This window comes from Aureispira sp. CCB-E, assembly GCF_031326345.1.
Lineage (GTDB): Bacteria > Bacteroidota > Bacteroidia > Chitinophagales > Saprospiraceae > Aureispira.
Genome location: NZ_CP133671.1, coordinates 2435012 through 2452339, shown reverse-complemented (window position 1 = coordinate 2452339; position 17328 = coordinate 2435012). Strand labels below are relative to the sequence as shown.

General features: G+C 34.3%; 14 protein-coding genes. 5 read left to right on the top strand and 9 right to left on the bottom strand.

Going from position 1 to position 17328, the window contains the following annotated elements:
* The 6 genes from QP953_RS09390 to QP953_RS09365 all read right to left on the bottom strand — a co-directional run bounded on the left by QP953_RS09390 (window position 1) and on the right by QP953_RS09365 (window position 8232).
* Complete coding sequence (locus QP953_RS09390; protein WP_309554785.1) at window positions 1-1932, bottom strand: site-specific DNA-methyltransferase; 1932 nt, start codon at window positions 1930-1932, stop codon at window positions 1-3.
* 216 nt (window positions 1933-2148) lie between these two features.
* Window positions 2149-2577, bottom strand: coding sequence for a hypothetical protein (locus QP953_RS09385; protein ID WP_309554784.1), 429 nt, complete (start codon window positions 2575-2577; stop codon window positions 2149-2151).
* A gap of 224 nt (window positions 2578-2801) precedes the next feature.
* Window positions 2802-3155, bottom strand: a complete 354-nt coding sequence (locus tag QP953_RS09380) for a hypothetical protein (protein WP_309554783.1) — start codon at window positions 3153-3155, stop codon at window positions 2802-2804.
* Window positions 3156-3535: 380 nt separating this feature from the next.
* Complete coding sequence (gene dnaG / locus QP953_RS09375; RefSeq protein WP_309554782.1) at window positions 3536-6670, bottom strand: DNA primase; 3135 nt, start codon at window positions 6668-6670, stop codon at window positions 3536-3538.
* 23 nt (window positions 6671-6693) lie between these two features.
* Window positions 6694-7893: a hypothetical protein gene (locus QP953_RS09370; protein ID WP_309554780.1), complete on the bottom strand. Its 1200-nt coding sequence runs from the start codon at window positions 7891-7893 to the stop codon at window positions 6694-6696.
* Between the two features lie 75 nt (window positions 7894-7968).
* Window positions 7969-8232: a helix-turn-helix transcriptional regulator gene (locus QP953_RS09365; protein ID WP_309554280.1), complete on the bottom strand. Its 264-nt coding sequence runs from the start codon at window positions 8230-8232 to the stop codon at window positions 7969-7971.
* A gap of 462 nt (window positions 8233-8694) precedes the next feature.
* On the opposite strand from QP953_RS09365, the gene QP953_RS09360 reads away from it, so the two are divergent.
* Window positions 8695-9246 carry a hypothetical protein gene (locus QP953_RS09360; RefSeq protein WP_309554779.1) on the top strand — a complete coding sequence of 184 codons (552 nt, stop codon included), beginning with the start codon at window positions 8695-8697 and terminating at the stop codon, window positions 9244-9246.
* A 69-nt stretch (window positions 9247-9315) separates the two neighbouring features.
* Complete coding sequence (locus QP953_RS09355; protein WP_309554778.1) at window positions 9316-9597, top strand: hypothetical protein; 282 nt, start codon at window positions 9316-9318, stop codon at window positions 9595-9597.
* Window positions 9598-10127: 530 nt separating this feature from the next.
* Here QP953_RS09355 and QP953_RS09350 read toward each other — a convergent pair.
* The 3 genes from QP953_RS09350 to QP953_RS09340 form a co-directional block, all read right to left on the bottom strand.
* Window positions 10128-10667 carry a hypothetical protein gene (locus tag QP953_RS09350; protein WP_309554777.1) on the bottom strand — a complete coding sequence of 180 codons (540 nt, stop codon included), beginning with the start codon at window positions 10665-10667 and terminating at the stop codon, window positions 10128-10130.
* Window positions 10668-10741: 74 nt separating this feature from the next.
* The gene (locus tag QP953_RS09345) at window positions 10742-12106 is read right to left on the bottom strand and encodes a hypothetical protein (RefSeq protein WP_052600389.1); all 1365 of its coding nucleotides are present in this window, start codon (window positions 12104-12106) and stop codon (window positions 10742-10744) included.
* A 103-nt stretch (window positions 12107-12209) separates the two neighbouring features.
* Complete coding sequence (locus QP953_RS09340) at window positions 12210-12440, bottom strand: hypothetical protein (RefSeq protein ID WP_309554776.1); 231 nt, start codon at window positions 12438-12440, stop codon at window positions 12210-12212.
* Window positions 12441-13102: 662 nt separating this feature from the next.
* Here QP953_RS09340 and QP953_RS09335 point away from each other — a divergent pair.
* The 3 genes from QP953_RS09335 to QP953_RS09325 all read left to right on the top strand — a co-directional run bounded on the left by QP953_RS09335 (window position 13103) and on the right by QP953_RS09325 (window position 15063).
* Entirely contained in the window at window positions 13103-14008 is a 906-nt protein-coding gene (locus QP953_RS09335; protein WP_309554775.1) for a site-specific integrase, read from the top strand.
* Between the two features lie 177 nt (window positions 14009-14185).
* A complete protein-coding gene (locus QP953_RS09330; RefSeq protein WP_309554774.1) occupies window positions 14186-14404 on the top strand; it encodes a hypothetical protein in 219 nt (72 codons plus the stop codon).
* Between the two features lie 413 nt (window positions 14405-14817).
* Window positions 14818-15063: a hypothetical protein gene (locus QP953_RS09325; RefSeq protein WP_309554772.1), complete on the top strand. Its 246-nt coding sequence runs from the start codon at window positions 14818-14820 to the stop codon at window positions 15061-15063.
* Window positions 15064-17328 lie beyond the last annotated feature (2265 nt).

Sequence of the window (17328 nt, the reverse complement as noted above, 5' to 3'; positions counted from 1 at the left end):
TTAAATTACCTGAAAATCAACCCCCATCTCCTGCAATTGCAAACGAGTATTCGTTAACAACTGGTCATCCTTACCAAACAACTTGTCCAAGGTAACAAAGCGTTGAGGCTTCACTTCCAAGACATAATCTAATACTTTTTCGTTAATAGCTTCTAAAGATAAGAGCATTTTGCCCCCATCCACGATATACAAAGCAATACCTTCTACATTTTCTTTTTGAATGGGAACAGTTAAGGGGAAACCTGCTTTGAGCAACAACTCATACAACATATTCTCTTGCTCTGTTCCTTCTTTGTAAGGGCTTTGGAATAGGGCTAGTTGTTCTGCTAAGGCTTCGCCTTCTGCATCACTTCTCCAAGTCTTAAAATTAGAGGGCGCAAGTTTAAAAGACTTAAAACCTAAATCTTGTGGATGGTCTTTGTCAAAGTCTAGTTTACCTTCTTGTTCGGCTTTGATTTGCTCTATTACTTTTTTGATTCTTGCTTGGGATATTTGGCTAATGGTGTCGTAACCTGCTTTTTTTGCTTCGCTGTTTTTTGGGGTGGGTTCAGGCATTTGTACGCAGATGAATTTGCGATTGCCGTTGTCTTCTTGATTGAGGTTTAAGACTGAGTGAGCTGTTGTACCACTTCCTGCAAAAAAATCTAATATAATATCTTGAGATGAAGTAGATGCTTTTATCATTTTTCCGATAAGGAAAGATGATTTTGGAAAATCCATAATATTACTACCTAAAAGATTTTTTACAGATTTTTTTCCATAGTCGTTATTAATTTCCTTATCTACCCAAACCGATTTAGGTAATGTTTTTGCTGAATTACCATTTTCATCATACAAATAATCTTTTCTGAATATTCTCCATCTTTCTGCTGAGATTTCAGCAACTAATAAATGATTTTCTTGTTTAACTTTATTCATTCCCCAAGTCCAACATGTTTCGACTCCCTCTGCTGTTTTGGGTAAAACTTCTTCTGTAAATTCGCTATTTCTTTCAAGCGAAACAGCACCATCGGATGTTCTTACATATAATGGGTAAAAAAGTTTTGGACGTGTGGTAGGGTTAAATGCTTGATTTCGATTTCTTAAACCTATCAAGCGGTAAGCACCTCTCTTGCCATCATTTTTATTATACTCACTAACCATTTTCCCTTCTTTTTTAAGTCCATACATGGTTGTTTCTTCCATCATGTTCTTTGCAAAAATGATTACTGATTCGTGGGTCTTAGCAATAAATTTATCTAAGTTTCTACCTCTTGGATTAAGTTGAACTGCAAGAGTTGCGATAAAATTCTCTTCACCAAATACCATGTCCATTAATAATTTTAAATTATCAACCTCATTATCATCAATAGACACAAAAATAACCCCATCCTCACGCATCAGATTACGAGCCAAAAACAAGCGAGGGTACATCATAGACAACCAAACCGAATGAAACTGACCATTCTCTTTCGTGTTCTTTTTCCATAAATCCTGTTTATTCAAGAAGCCGTCCTCATCTTTGATACCTGTACGTTCTTCGTATTCGCTTCTACGTTCGGTATAGTCATCAGGATAGACAAAACTATCGTTGCCCGTATTATACGGAGGGTCAATATAAATCATCTTGATTTTACCGTAATAGCTTTTTTGTAGGACACGCAAAGCTTCCAAGTTTTCCCCTTCTATGAAGATGTTTTCAGAGGTATCAAAATCAATACTATTTTCAGGATCAGGAATAAGGGTAGCCGTTGTTTGCTTCTGAATCTCTTTAAAAGAATCGTATTTACCTGCCCAATTCAATTCGTAGCGTTCCTCTTTGGCAAGTGTCTCTTCACCTAAAATCAATTTGAGTTTATCAAAATCAATCTTATCTTCTGCGAATACTTCAGGAAAGAGTTGTTTGAGCTGTTGTATTTTATCTTCTGCTATATTCAAAGATTTACCATCCATTATTGGGTGTTTTATAGGAATTTATCAAATTATACTTTTGCTTTTTAGCCTTCTAACGAGCTAATAAAACAACCGAAAACAGTAAAATAGATACAAAAAATGTTATTCCATTAAAAATTTAATAACTTTTAAAAAAAAGTTTGAAACTTTGCATAAAAAAAAGCCACCTCAAAATGAGATAGCTTTCAATCAACATCAATTCAACTTGATAAAGTCTTAATTATCGCTTTGATGTTCTCCTTCTTTATGAACCTCAACCTCAAACCGAGTTTGCTCTAGGTAACTTTCTAAAAGTCGTTTAGATTGCCTTTTTTGAGCCGTTGTTTGTTTCTCTTTGGGTAGAGGTCGAATATTATATTTAGGCTTAAATAGACGCTTTAAAATGATTTCGGTTGTTTGGACTCTAAAAGATGGAATAACAATCTCAAAATTAACCGTACGTCTATCTATATGGTACAAAACTCCCTTTTTCTGAAACAGCCGAATCACAGCCTTATAGATATTTTTGGAGTTTCCTATATAAATTACCCTATCATTTTTACGAAGAATAAAAACGCCTTTTACCGCTCGGTATCTGCCTAATTTGGAGGCAACAATAGGGGCATGAACAGTCAAGGGGTTGATATTTGTGTGCTGACGATTCATAGATTATAATATTATTTTTTAAAAAAATTATTTTACATTTTTTAAGGCTTTTTTTTTCGTTTTTGAAAACGTTTTTTTCTAAAATTCTAAAAAGAGACATTTCTGCCTTTTTTAGGCTTTAAACGCATTTATTTCGTTTTTACAGCGTTTTTTTTTCGTTTTTTTTAGGCTTTTATTTCGTTTTTATTTTCCTTTTTATTTTCGTTTTTTTCAGCCCTTTATTTTTAGAGTTTTTCTATTTTAGAAAGAATTGCTTTTAAGCTTCTTATTTCAGAATTAAGGACACTAGAACCATTCCCTATTATTTCTCCAAATAACAATTCATCTTCTGTCATTCCCTTGCTGTTCAATTCCTTTTCAACATCCATCAAGACTTCTATTTCTTTATGAATAATCGCTAAGACAGCAAGTTTGTCTATCGGTTGAGCTTGAGTCGCTGCTTGTCCTTTTATTCCTACTACTTTAGTGCTTTTTACCTCCCTTACTTTGACGCTTACAGGATCAACTATTTTAAGCGTCTTTTCTTGGTAAGTTATTTTATTACCTCTTTGGAGTATTATGTATTTTGATACACTCATAACCATCGTTTATTTAGAATATGATCAATTAATTATTTGGCTCTATATGCGATGTTTAGCCCTATCACAAGCTATTTGTGATAGGGTATTGTTCGCTAGACTAATCTTTTATTTATATAATGGAGTCAAAAGGATGTTGTATCCTTTATTGGTGAAGTTTTGGGAGGAAGAGAAAAAAAACAGGAACACAAAGACGCTATTTAGGGATTTAGCTAAGTGTGGCGGGGTGTAGGGGTCTCTTTGTGTCCTGTTTGATGACCGTTCGTCATCCATTCCTATTCAAATGTATTATATGATTTTGACTTATAAAAATTTCCCTTCTTTATAGCTCTTATTCAATGGCGTAATTCAGAAGATTGTTTTTAAATCGCCTTAAAAGGCTATTTTTTTTGAGCTTCCATTTGTTTTTTAAGCTGCTCTTGCCTGTGTTCCTCCATTTCCTCCCAAATCTCATTTTCAGCGGTATAATCGTATGATACTTTAGGTTCTTCTTTGATATTGATACCTAATCCATCATAGTCAAAGACAAAAGCAGAGGTATTTTTTCTGCCCATTCTCGTACTTTTCAAATAATCAATAAAGCCTGGGTGTGTCTTGAGATAATGTGATAAAGAAGATTTTGTTAAACCATCTTTGCCCAATTGGCGCTTGTGATATTCACGATACAAAGGAAATGCTTTGGCAAACGATAGATACAAGATATATTTGGGCTTATCATAAGAAACATTTTTCCAGCCCGATTTTTCCTCAATCTTATAATCCACGCCCTCTTCCAAGAGTCCAGTACTTACCAGGTACTCGATTAAATCCCAAAACATGGCCGTTTCTGTTTCGCTGTGGATTTGGTCGTTTTGGTGCAAGATATTATCAATACAATTTTGATACACTTCATCTGCACTAAAAGGAAAAGTAACTTTTTCCTTCAGCAAATCAAAAACCGTTAAAATAGCAGCGTTATTTTCAACTAATCGAGTGTGTACTCCTTTTTGAGCGACTGCCTTTTTAATGGCTGAAAAAGTACGGTTGTATTGCTCCTCATAATGGGCTTGGATATATGGTCTAAAAGCGCTTAATTTTGCCGTGATGTTGATTAATTCCCCATTCTTGCGCATGGCTTTTAATTCTTCTGCAGCATTCGTTTCTTCTTGGCTGTATTCTGTTTGTGAAAATGCCAAATTAATTACACGAGTAAACAAAGCATTGTCAAACGTTGGCAGCTCCTGCCCTACAAATACACAAGCGGAATAAATCTCACTGACCAAACTTTTTGTTCCTGTCTTTTGTCCTTTTTCTCGTCCAATCCCATCGTAAATAGATTTCAAACCCTGGATAAATCTAAAGTCTATCGAATTAAAATACTCCTCACAAAATACCAGGGCATTCCGAGCCAAAACCAAGCGATTATAAAACCCAACCAACGTACCACTATTGAGGTTAAAACCATCCTTAGCAATTCCAAACATATACGAAAGGTTCTTTCCCATAAATGATTTTCCTGTTCCTGGTTGACCAAACAAATTGAGTAGAGGAAAATTGACATACTCATGGATCACATCTCTAAACAGAGCCGCAATATAAAAACAGATGGCTATTTGTCCTTTGCTCCCATGCACCTTACAAAACAAAGTAGACCATTGTTTGAAGGTAATTTTTGAGTCCTGATAAGCAAAGTTTTTTTCATCTTTAAAGGACATATCCGAATCCTTGTAAATATCGCTAAAAGCAGGCAAAAAATAACGCTTGTCTTTATAAGACAAAATCCCGTATTTATTCACAGGAACAAACCCTTTTTCTATGGTATAAATGCCATTTCCAAAAGTATAAAAACCGTCCTTGTGATAGCCCAACACATCAACTTCATAACAGGTTTTCATTTCATCATAAATCTTGGCTTTGATGCGATTGTATTGCGCTATATTACCCGTAAAAAAATAGTTCCCTTCTGCTTCAACTGCTACTCTAAATTTATCCAAACCAACCAAAACAACCGTTTCAACATCTAAGACAACTTTTTGATTGTATTTATTCAACAGCTCAAACAAGCGCTTTGGATTTTCTTTTGACTTGAGATGAAACAAAGGTTTGATTACAAAATTAGACACACAATCATAAGCACCTTTTCCAGTACTGCACCAATATTGATTTTCATCCTCATACATGCCATATTTAAACAAGCTTTTGCGCTGGGCTGCTGTTAGACTTTGTTGTTCTGCATTAAAATTCAATTCGCCCATTTTATCCTTGAGCTGCACGGATAACACACTTTGTTTTATATCTAACAGCTTAGACACATCTCGAATGTAACAATCTTGCGCTAACTCATTTTTGATTTTTGCAATTAAGTTAATCGCCAATTCACTAATGCGTTGAGTCGCAAAATTATCTCTTTCTGAGTGCTGCAGCTCATGCTCCAAATACCAATTAATCGCATCTGTTTTGTTCTCTTTACAAAAAATAGCAAAGGCTTCGCCTCCTATCTCTCTTATAAAACTATCTGGATCTTGATTTTCGGGCAAAGGAATAATATCAACATGAAGTCCTAACTCTATTAATTTGGGCATATTCCGAACAGCTGCTTCTATTCCTGCCTCATCGCCATCATACAACAAAACAACACGCTCCGCATAACGATTGATCAATTTTGCTTGTGCAACACTCAACGATGTTCCTCCAGCGGCTACCACTCCAAAGAACTTCGCATCGTACAAACTCAAAACATCCCAATACCCCTCTACCAAATAAACTACTTTGGATGCTTTGATTTCTTGGAGTTGCTGACTCAAGCCATACAAGAGCTGCTCCTTTTGGTATAGATCCGTTTCACAGCTGTTCAAGTATTTAGGTTTTTGCTCCTCTTCTATCGCTCGACCTGCAAAACCAACCACTGCCCTACTAGGGTTATGAATAGGAAATAAAATACGATTTCTAAACACATCAAAAAAGCCCTTTTTTCCTTTCTTGATAATGCCCAATTCTTTCAAGGTTGTATTGTCTAATTTCAAATCCTCGGTAAAATGCCAATTCACCGAACTTTGACAAATGCCAAAAGCTTGAACCGTTGCCCCTTTTAAACTCCTTTCTCCAAAATAGATTTCTTCAACCAGCTCCTCTTCTCCATGATGATGCTTAAAATAAGCCTCGGCAACCAAACGATTATAAAGCAAATATTGCTCTTTTTTGATTTGTCGAGCTTTCAGCTCCTCCAGCTGCTCTTCGCTCAATTGCTCCGCATACTCCACCGCTACCCGATGCAATTTTGCAGCATATTCTACCGCTGCCACAAAGTCCAATTGTTTGTATTCCATTACAAAACTAATTGGGGTGTACGTCTTGCCACAGCTCCCAAAACAAGTGGCTATATTTTTTGATTTTGAGATAGAAAAAGAAGGCGTTTTTTCTTTATGAAATGGGCAGCACATAGAAGGCTTCATTCCCTCATTCCAATCCGTTAAATCAGCAACTACTGTTTCTATCTCAAATTTTGATTTCAATTGTTCTAAATTCGTAATATACATAATGTGTTTTTATAGGGGGTTAGTTATGCTTTTTTAGTCGTAGGCCCTGTATATTTTCTGTTCGTCCGCTTTTCCCAAGCTTTGATTTTACAGGCTTCTGTACAGTAGGTGTGATTCCATGAATTATGAATAAAACCCGTTTCACAAACAGGACATTTACGAGTATATTCTAATTCCTTTGCTATCGTATGGCTGTCGTTTTCTTCTGCCGTTTCGGTCTGCTCATAATCAATAAATCCAATCTTTTTTTGGCTCAAGATGGGAGCCGCTTCTCCTCCTGTCGCTGCTGGAGTAATGGACGTAACGGCTGTAGTAACGGCTGGCGTGCTAGAAGGAGTACCTTCCTCCTCTTCTGCCGTTTCTATGTCGGCATTTTCTGCCATTCCAAGGCGCTCTTTTCGACAATTATCATAATACCACCAACTAAACGACAAGCACAATAACAGCAACAATTCAAAGATAAGCACCGCATATTCTAACTGTTGTTCCAACGCCTGGCATTCCTTAGTTGCTTGCGCAATTAACACCGCTGTTGCTGCAGCTGCAGCGACTGCCAACGAATCATTTTCTTGTGCCAACGACTGCAGCTCTTGCCGCTGCTCTGTTTGCAAACTTTTAATCGTTTCGTTGTGCTTATTAATCGCTCGTTGGTCTTCACTTCTTAGCTTGCCACGGTACAAACGAGTAGCTCGAATCGTGTCCCGTTCTTGTACAATGGCTGCAATTTGCGCTTGATAATTGTTTTGGATGGGAGCCGCACTTTTTAAACTTGGTTCAATAGCTTTAGGTTGGTTCACCATCAGAGCCGCAACAAAAGAAGCCCCTCCATAAGAGATACCGATACTAATACCCACAAATACCATTGAAACAACAAAAGAAAACGGTTCAAATTCTCGGTATTGAAAAGCAGATTTAAACACATCATCCAATGCAATCCGCTTAATAACTTCTATCACTAAAATAACAACCAGTAACAAAGGGATCCTTAACAGCATCGGAACATTGCCAAAGTAATGATACAACATAAAACCTGCTGTAATTAAACTAGCCATTTGCACGGCAAAAGCTAGGAACATCAAAGACAAATTGACCATCCAAAAACGTTTGGAAAAGGTGGTGTGTTGAAACTTTTTAGCTAAGGTTGCCTCCATACTTTCGGAGGCAATCAAAGAACTTATTCCCTTACGAGCGAGGGAATATGGATTTTTTGCAAATTTTTTCATAATTTTGAAGTCTGTTTTTTCTGTCTACATAGACAGCTAATTTTTAGCTCCTAAGTTGCCGCTTAGGAGCTTTTTTTATTTTAATCCTTTATACTCTTCTACGGTTATTCTTGAAGCGCCAAAATCATACAGATCAATTAATTCTACGGGATCAACATTTAAGGCTTTGGCAAACTTCAACGTCATTTCATAAGTAGCACTATGTGGCGCATTGCGCATATGTGTTAGCATTTTTTTTGTGATTCCTATTTTTTTGTGCAGCTCTCGGTATTCGTTTACTGCCAATTGATCTAAGAGCTGGCAAAAAAGTTGCTGTGGTGTTAGCGATCCTTTTTTCATAGTTATATTTGTTTGGTTTTAGACAAAGCTTCGCCAAGCCACTTATCAAAACAAAGTAGCTTGTTGAATACTTATAATTAAATAATTATGGAATTTTTGCTGAACGTAAGGACTCGAACCTTATACTACTATATCAACCCCTTGATAAAGTATAGTAGCTACAGCCTGGCAGCCGTTCATCCGTTTGTAATTCTTCCCACAGAATCACTTCACAATAAATAAAGACATTAAGATATTTTAGCCTAATACAAAAAGTTAGTACCTTGTATGGCTAAATATTTAGAACTTTTTCTGTTAACAATAATTGGCTCATTCCACTAAGTAGTTATTGTTAACATTACAATTATATAAACTTTTTTACCGATTTGCAACTTTTTAGGATAAAAAATACACTTTTTTACCGATTATTTTTGCAGTTTTCACTATAACAAAATAACACCATAAAGCAAAAAAGCACAGTAAATGTCTATACATCAAAGATTTAAAGAACTATTCTTTGCCCTAAATACGAATGGTGCTCAATTTTCAAAAAAATTAAAAGTCTCTTCTACATCTATAAATAAAATACTGCAGGGCAATAGTCTTCCTAGTTCTAAAATTATAATTCCACTTATAGAAAACTATCCAGAGGTTAATATATATTGGCTACTAGTCGGAGAAGGGGAAATGTTTAGAGACATAGAGGCATTTAAAAAAGCAACTAACAGTAATAATACTATTATCCACAACAGCAAATTAACCAACAGTAACAATACCAATACTGGAGACAATACAGTTATTCAAAGTGAGAATGACTCAAAGCTCAAGGAGCTAAAAGCAGAAATAAAAAATCTAAAAATAGAAATCAAATCTTTGAAAAAAGAGATCCAAATAGAACAAACCGCCAACCAATTATTACGAGAGTCTAAATTAATCTTAGAAGAGTCTAAGTCAGTACTAGAGGGCAATATAGCCACTTTGGAGAATCAAATAAAAGACAAGGAAATGATTATTTCATTGTTACAGGGCAAGTAATATATAAAGGAAATATATCTTTATTTTTCGGGGAACTAAACAAAAAAATATTCGTGTTTTTTTAGATACATGAAAGCACAACCTGAAAAATATAATATCATTATTTTAACCCTGACTCTAAATATGAATATCGTTATTGGAGATGATAATACTCTTATCAATCATTCCGAATTATCCGACTCTAACAATATCGAACAAGTACCAACCAGAGAACAAGATTCAAAACAAATCATTACAATGTTGCAGCAAGAGCTGGCTCAACTTCGACAAATTATTATTTGTAAAGATCAAGCCTTGCTAGAAAAAGACAAGCTTATACAATTGTTGATTTTAAGAGAGCAAAAAGAGTAAAAGGAAAGAATTTAGTGACTTTTTCCAAAACAGCTATTTTGTATATTTTTTCTTTCTTTCTCCCTCTTATATGTTTTTTTGGGGTCAAAATTCCAACAAACACATAAACAACTAATAATCAACAAAATAACTCTCCAACACCCTTACAAAGTGTTGGATAAATCGGCTTTTTGTTGGAAAAGTAGGACTTTTTCCTACAATCTGTAGGAAAAAGGAAATCCAACACTTTTTTTATGCGTTCTGATTTTTCCAACAAAAAATACCTTTTTCCAACAGGCTCCAACAGCTTTTTAGTACTTTTTTTAGTTATTATTTTATTATTACTTATTAATTATCAATAACTTACACTAAATACACGCTCTATTAATTTTATGCTTGTTGGAAGTTGGAAAAATAAAACGGTATTTTTGGAGAAAGTTTTTTTTGAAGAGGCTCTCTTATTTTTTTGTTTGTTTTTTCCTTATTTGTGACTTGGATTAACAATCTTATTTTATCTAGCAGAATTAACTTTTCTTCTACCTTAATAGAAGTTAGAATTCTGCCGCTAAATTAGGAAACATTATATTGAGAATCCTCAAACTATCCATTGCCTTCTTTTCTATTAAATAGCCTTTTAACTCTGGAACGGTTTCAGGCAAGCCTTCAAATAGACTAGAATCCCTTTCTGTAAAAATTGCCCATTGAAAAAAGAATTTCAAAAGCACATCATTACACTTTTTAAAATCAGATTTTAAAAGTTCTAACCGATTAACATATTCGGTTTTATTATTTTTTATAGCGTGTTTATTCTTTATTAATTTCTTCCTTTTTGTACAAAAATAATCTACATCTTCTCTCACCCAATACCACAATTTCAAAGCTCCTATTTTTTCTCTAATCGTTCCGTTTTTATAGTATTCATAAATTTTTGCACTAACATCTTTTACCCCTATTTGAACAAGGCAAGGCTTTAAGAAGTCGCCATTAGAGCTTAAATCTGTCTCATAAATAGCGTATCTAATTAGTTTCTTTATTTCATTATCTGAAAGTCTTTCTTTAGCCTTCATTTTTTCTAAATAATCATACTTCACAAGTCTAACTTTATTGTTCCTATTATCCATTCGTTATAAAGATCTTGATTTTGTATTAAAAAAAAAAACATGAGTCATCCCGAATTTTCTAAAGCACATTGACAAAATAAAAATGTTAAGATAAAATGGATGGCTTTTCTAAGTCTGTAAATCGGCATCGAAGTCTTTCGGTGCCGATTTCCTGTTCTAGGACACCAAATATTAATGATAGTAGTCATAGTTGCTCTAAAGTTCCTCAACATCCGAAACAAAAAATCCATTACCAAAGTAACTAACATCAACATTTTAAGACGATTTTCAAAGAACCAAAGCCTAGGAGACTCCATACCCAACTCTGATTTTCCATATCTAAAAACCTGTTCAATATCCCATCGTTTCATATAAGAATAGAACATTTCCCATGCTTTGCCACAAGTGTCAATTACTTCATTGGTTAGCAAGTACATAGGAGAAGTGCCTTTGCGTTTATCACGAACAATAACGAGGTATAAATCTGTTTGGGGAAACCATGGATGAGCTACTTTTCGGTAGAGTATTTTGACGCTTCTCGTTTCTTTCCGAATATTATCCCATATTAGGCGATGATCCTTAGCTTTTTGTCCCAGAGAAAGACGATAGGTATTTTTCTTCACTCCATTTTCATCAATCAAATTATTAAGCTTTTTCCAACGAACTAGAAACTTTGCTTTAAAGTTGAGCATACGTTCTACAAAAACACCATTGGCATAACCTCTATCAAAGACATGAAGCACATCCGCTTGTGTAGATGCTACACGTTTATTTAGAGCATTAAACATCCGATAAAATATCTCCGAACTTTCCTCTTTATGTTTACCTCTTGTGGCAAACCAACGCATTTTAGATATTTGAGGAACTTCCTTCGCATGCAAGGAGGTTAAAACTGCACCCGACCACTCAAATCCAGGAACACAAATACGTTTATGCTTATCATAATAACCTGGTTTTATTCGTGTTAACCGTTGACTCTTCTTACTGTGTACTGGGCTTAGCCCTTCACTAAACCAACTTTCGGGCTTTTCTAGTACACTATCATCCCAGAGCATCAACCAACTTTTTCCTAATTCTTGCTTATCTTCCAATCTAGCAACAAACTCTTCTTCTAAATGTTGATCTATTATTTGGTAATCCCATTTCTTACTGCGAAATAAATTACTCACACGTTTTACTCCTGCTTTAGCTTTTTTAGGACCAAGAACTAAGGCGCCTAACTCGGTCAATAGCAAGGCATCTGAACGATTTCTTGACATTAAAACTGCTATAAATACATTATAAAATGTACGCACCAAACGTTTATCTAAATCTTCATCTAGTTTTAAGAGTAATTTAGACAAGTATTGATGTGAGCGATGTAAAATTGTCCATCCTGCTCCATTCTCTTTATTGATATTTTCTGTATCTTGTAGTTTATTATAATACATAGGAATCTCTAATTTTTTGTGGTAATTAAATCTAGTAGATTCCTATCTTTTTTCCAAAAAAAAAGTCATCGCCGAAAAATTCGGGATGACTCATGTTCTACTTTTACTTCCATTGAGTTTTTCTAAAGCTTTTCCAATTACGCTGGTATTTGCTTTTTTTTGAATTTACAACTTCCCATCCATGAGGAAAGCACCAGGAGCATCCCAAGCGATTGCCATAAAGCGCTCTTGAAATTTTTGTTCCTGAAATTTTCTTTGGGAAGTCAATCAATCCATAATCCTCAATTAAGCCAAAAGTTTTTCGTAGTCCACTACGATGTTTATTTACTCTCATTTTTCACTGTATTTGGTGTTAATACAGTGAGCCTTTATAAAAGTGAACTAAATAAATCATCTGTTAATAACGTTTAATTATACAGTGATAGAATATATTTTTTATCTTCTTGGATATACAATGATATTTTGTTACAAATCGTTCATTTTCACAACAAAAATCTCTTACAAAAGCTAGAACAGACAAAGGCTGTCTAAAAATATATGTATCTACCTATATACCAACTAATAAGGTTCTAAAAATTATAGTCCGATACTCTCCACCTATATTTTTAAAGGCGTAAGTAATTGAAAAACAATTATTTACGCCTTTTGCTATTTATATACCTCTCATAACTCTAATAAAATTTTGGATTCAATTCCAAACATTGATTTTATTTAGAATTACAATTTCAAAAACAGCCTAAAAAGTGACAAACAAAAAATTTCATTTTTATTTTTTTAAAACTTTACAAGAAAAGAAACATAAAAAGTGTACTTCTGTGATTTTTTCGCATAAAAAACTAATAACCAACACTCTACAAAGCACAGTTCTAACAAAATAAAAGTGTGACGCCTGTGCAAACTGTGTCGAACCTTCCCCTTTAGAATAGTATTTACACATTCCCAAGCGTGATTTTTAAATACATTTTGTGACACAACAAAACCAAATCAAATATTAATATGAAATTAATTGAAGGATTAAAGATAGCTTTAGAGCTAAAAAAACATGAAGCAAGAAAAAAAACAATCTTAGACTACAGTAGCTTATTAGAGCGCTTTACAAAATACTGGGAAGAATTGGGGAATATAGACAGCCATTTAGAAGATTTTACCAAATTGGATGCCTTGCAATATTTAGACTATGTCTTGCTAAAAAAGAAGGTTGCCCCCATTACTCGAAACAATTACCTAATTAACATGAAGTCTCTTTTTTATGTTTTAGTAGATCGTGGGTATATCAACAACAATCCATTTGTAGGCATCAAAAGGCTAAAAGTTCCCCAAAAGAAAAGACGGGTTTTTAGTTCTGCTGAAACGGGTATTATTTGCAATTTTCTAAAAGACAAAGATAACGGGCTTTTATTGGCTATTTCGCTTTGTTATTATTGTGCTTTGCGCCCTGCTGAATTAAGACGGCTTAAAATCGAAGATATAGACGTCAAAACGGGTATGATTACCCTAAGCGGAGAAAGCACCAAAAACAAGAACCTCGCTCGTATTACAATGCCTAATCATTTGATTGAGTTTTTGAAAGAAATAAGAATCACTAAATACCCTTTAGAGTATTTTGTTTTTGGCAAAGACTTACTGCCTGCTCCTGCTCGATGTGGTGTGAATACCATTTGCAACAAACATAGAATCGTATTAAAACAATTGGCGACATACAATCTTTTGACGGATATAGAAAATAAATCCTTTTATAGTTGGAAAGATACCGCCGCCCGTGATATGATCGAGGAAGGGGTCAATGCTGCGGCTTTGATGAAACATTTTAGGCATTCGTCTTTGGAGACGACACAACGATATTTAGAGAGCTTTGGGGTTAAGAATGATCGAATAAGAGAGTTAAAGAGTAAGATTTTCTAAATACCTTAGTTACTTCAAAAAAATTAAAACACTCTATTTTTAAATTAATTGTCTTATTGTAGGGCAATTAATTTTTTTTATTTACATTCGTTTCTACAACAACAATAGTTACTTGGCATATAAACTAGTATCCACTAAAAGTAGGATTGAAACTCAAATAATATTAAAAATAGAATCATGTTAGAGATACAGAAAATGCTCAAGGAAATAGCAATGGAAAAAACAAAAGCATATTTGAACCACCATAAGATAGATGCTGTGGACATACAAAAATGCAGGGTGGAAAATCCATTTCCTACAGGGGTAAATAATTTTTACGCTGTCTACTGTGGGCGGGATGTAAATTGGAATATATACCAAAAAATGCTTGATTTCTTACAAAAAAAGGGGTTTTAAAGCCTTTAAAATAAAACAGCCTGATATGTGATATATTTTGTCGCATTATCAGGGATTATAAAATACATTTTTTTTACTAAGCAGTCCTATACTACCATACTGCTTAAAGAATACTAAACTAGTATCCACTAAAAGTAGGATTGATATAAAATAGCCTTACCGATTTTTTCGATAAGGCTATTTTTATTATTTCTAACATCCAAATTTGTTTTTACCATTAAAAAAAACTAGCTTTGGGTTTAACAACGGCTAATTGTTACTCTAATATGTAGGGAATTATTTCTCTCAAAATCAAGTTTGGTAAAATATAAGATATAGGTTACTCCTTACCTCTCTCGTAGTTCGCTACATAGAGGACAATTTAGCCGTTGTAGGGGTAACCTTTTTTTCTTTAAAAATCAACGGCTAAAAAAATGAAAGAACACAACAGCAACTGCGCCAATGGTCGCAACTGCCCCAGTCCAGTATTAGAATCCATAGATAATATTCGAGGTCTTTTAGAAGATATAAAAGAACGAAAACTTGACTATTTAACATTCTTAATAGAAGCGCAAAGTTTAATGCTTCGAGATGCAACCGAATCGCAATACAGTGTAGAGCATGCCAATAGTATAACATCCTGTATTCATACCATACAACATCTAGTCTTAGACCTTTAAAGTTGAAAAGCAATATTTTCAAAAATACTCTATTTTAAAATTAATTGTCTTATTGTAGGGCAATTAATTTTTTTTATTTATATTCGTTTCTACAACAACAATAGTTATTTGACATATAAACTAGTATCCAATAAAAGTAGGATTGAAACTCGTGCAATTTCTCCTTTCTAAAGGCGTGAAAATCTCACACTAAACCAGTATCCAATAAAAGTAGGATTGAAACCCTAATAAGCCGCTTTCTGCTTGAATCATTATACACACACTAAACCAGTATCCAATAAAAGTAGGATTGAAACTGTAATTTGGGTCTGCATAGAAATGATGGTTCTTTATACACTAAACCAGTATCCAATAAAAGTAGGATTGAAACATACTCTCATCGTAAGGATGAAGAGCCTTAGCAATTTACACTAAACCAGTATCCAATAAAAGTAGGATTGAAACTTTTAAATATCATATCTTAACTTGTTAGGTATACTACACTAAACCAGTATCCAATAAAAGTAGGATTGAAACCTTGGAAAGCCTCTGTGCAAAATAAATTAGGGCAATACACTAAACCAGTATCCAATAAAAGTAGGATTGAAACTTTTTGATTTTAAACCTTGATTTGGTTTTATCTTCACACTAAACCAGTATCCAATAAAAGTAGGATTGAAACCATGATGTTTGATAGTCGTTTCTCTTTGTATTCAGCAGACACTAAACCAGTATCCAATAAAAGTAGGATTGAAACTTTTGAGCAGCTTTGTACTCCTCTTCCAAAGGGCACACTAAACCAGTATCCAATAAAAGTAGGATTGAAACTCTTTGGCAATAGATGGGTTGATTTGGTTCACGGCTTACACTAAACCAGTATCCAATAAAAGTAGGATTGAAACTTCCTTTTCTGCCTCGTGTTCTTGTATTCTTTTTCACACTAAACCAGTATCCAATAAAAGTAGGATTGAAACCGTTCCTCACATGCCTTAGAAATAGAACTAGTTCCAACACTAAACCAGTATCCAATAAAAGTAGGATTGAAACGAAATCCTCAAAAGACATTTTGTTGATTTCTTCTGACACTAAACCAGTATCCAATAAAAGTAGGATTGAAACTGAAAGATGTTCAAACTGACCTGCTCAAAGAGTCTACACTAAACCAGTATCCAATAAAAGTAGGATTGAAACGAAAGTTTGGTGAAGCTGTTTGCTTCTTCCAATGTCATACACTAAACCAGTATCCAATAAAAGTAGGATTGAAACAATCATTATTATCTTCTTCGGATAATCTAGTATGATAACACTAAACCAGTATCCAATAAAAGTAGGATTGAAACCATTCATGGAGGATACTTTAATTGCCATGGTGTCATACACTAAACCAGTATCCAATAAAAGTAGGATTGAAACCTGCGCAAGTGGTAGGATTCCGTGTAAACGCCTTAAACACTAAACCAGTATCCAATAAAAGTAGGATTGAAACTGTATTTGTTCTGCTGCCTCTTTAGCGCCTTTTACCACACTAAACCAGTATCCAATAAAAGTAGGATTGAAACTTTGCAAGTGTGAATAGACTTGCTGTTGTCTCAACTCACACTAAACCAGTATCCAATAAAAGTAGGATTGAAACTTTGCAAGTGTGAATAGACTTGCTGTTGTCTCAACTCACACTAAACCAGTATCCAATAAAAGTAGGATTGAAACACGGTAATATTACCAAGTGAAACGCCGTGCATATCTACACTAAACCAGTATCCAATAAAAGTAGGATTGAAACACATTAATATCACCCGTTTGGATTGAATCAAAAATGTACACTAAACCAGTATCCAATAAAAGTAGGATTGAAACATAGACTGCCCTGAAACTCAAATCTAATAATTATTACACTAAACCAGTATCCAATAAAAGTAGGATTGAAACTACACATAGGGCAACTTGACACGGTCACCAGGTTTAACACTAAACCAGTATCCAATAAAAGTAGGATTGAAACTCTGATACATAACATTGAGCAGTTAAGTAACCTATACACTAAACCAGTATCCAATAAAAGTAGGATTGAAACAAATTTCAAACCGTATACACTCATCGCATTTATTAACACTAAACCAGTATCCAATAAAAGTAGGATTGAAACACAAAAAAGCCCTTGACAAACAATAATTGTCAAGGGCTTTTTACGTTCGTTTCAAGAAAGAACAACAGCTCCAATTTACCAAGAAAAAACGAAACGCCACAACCACGATAAATACTAGGTTTTTAAAATCTACTTTTGCAATT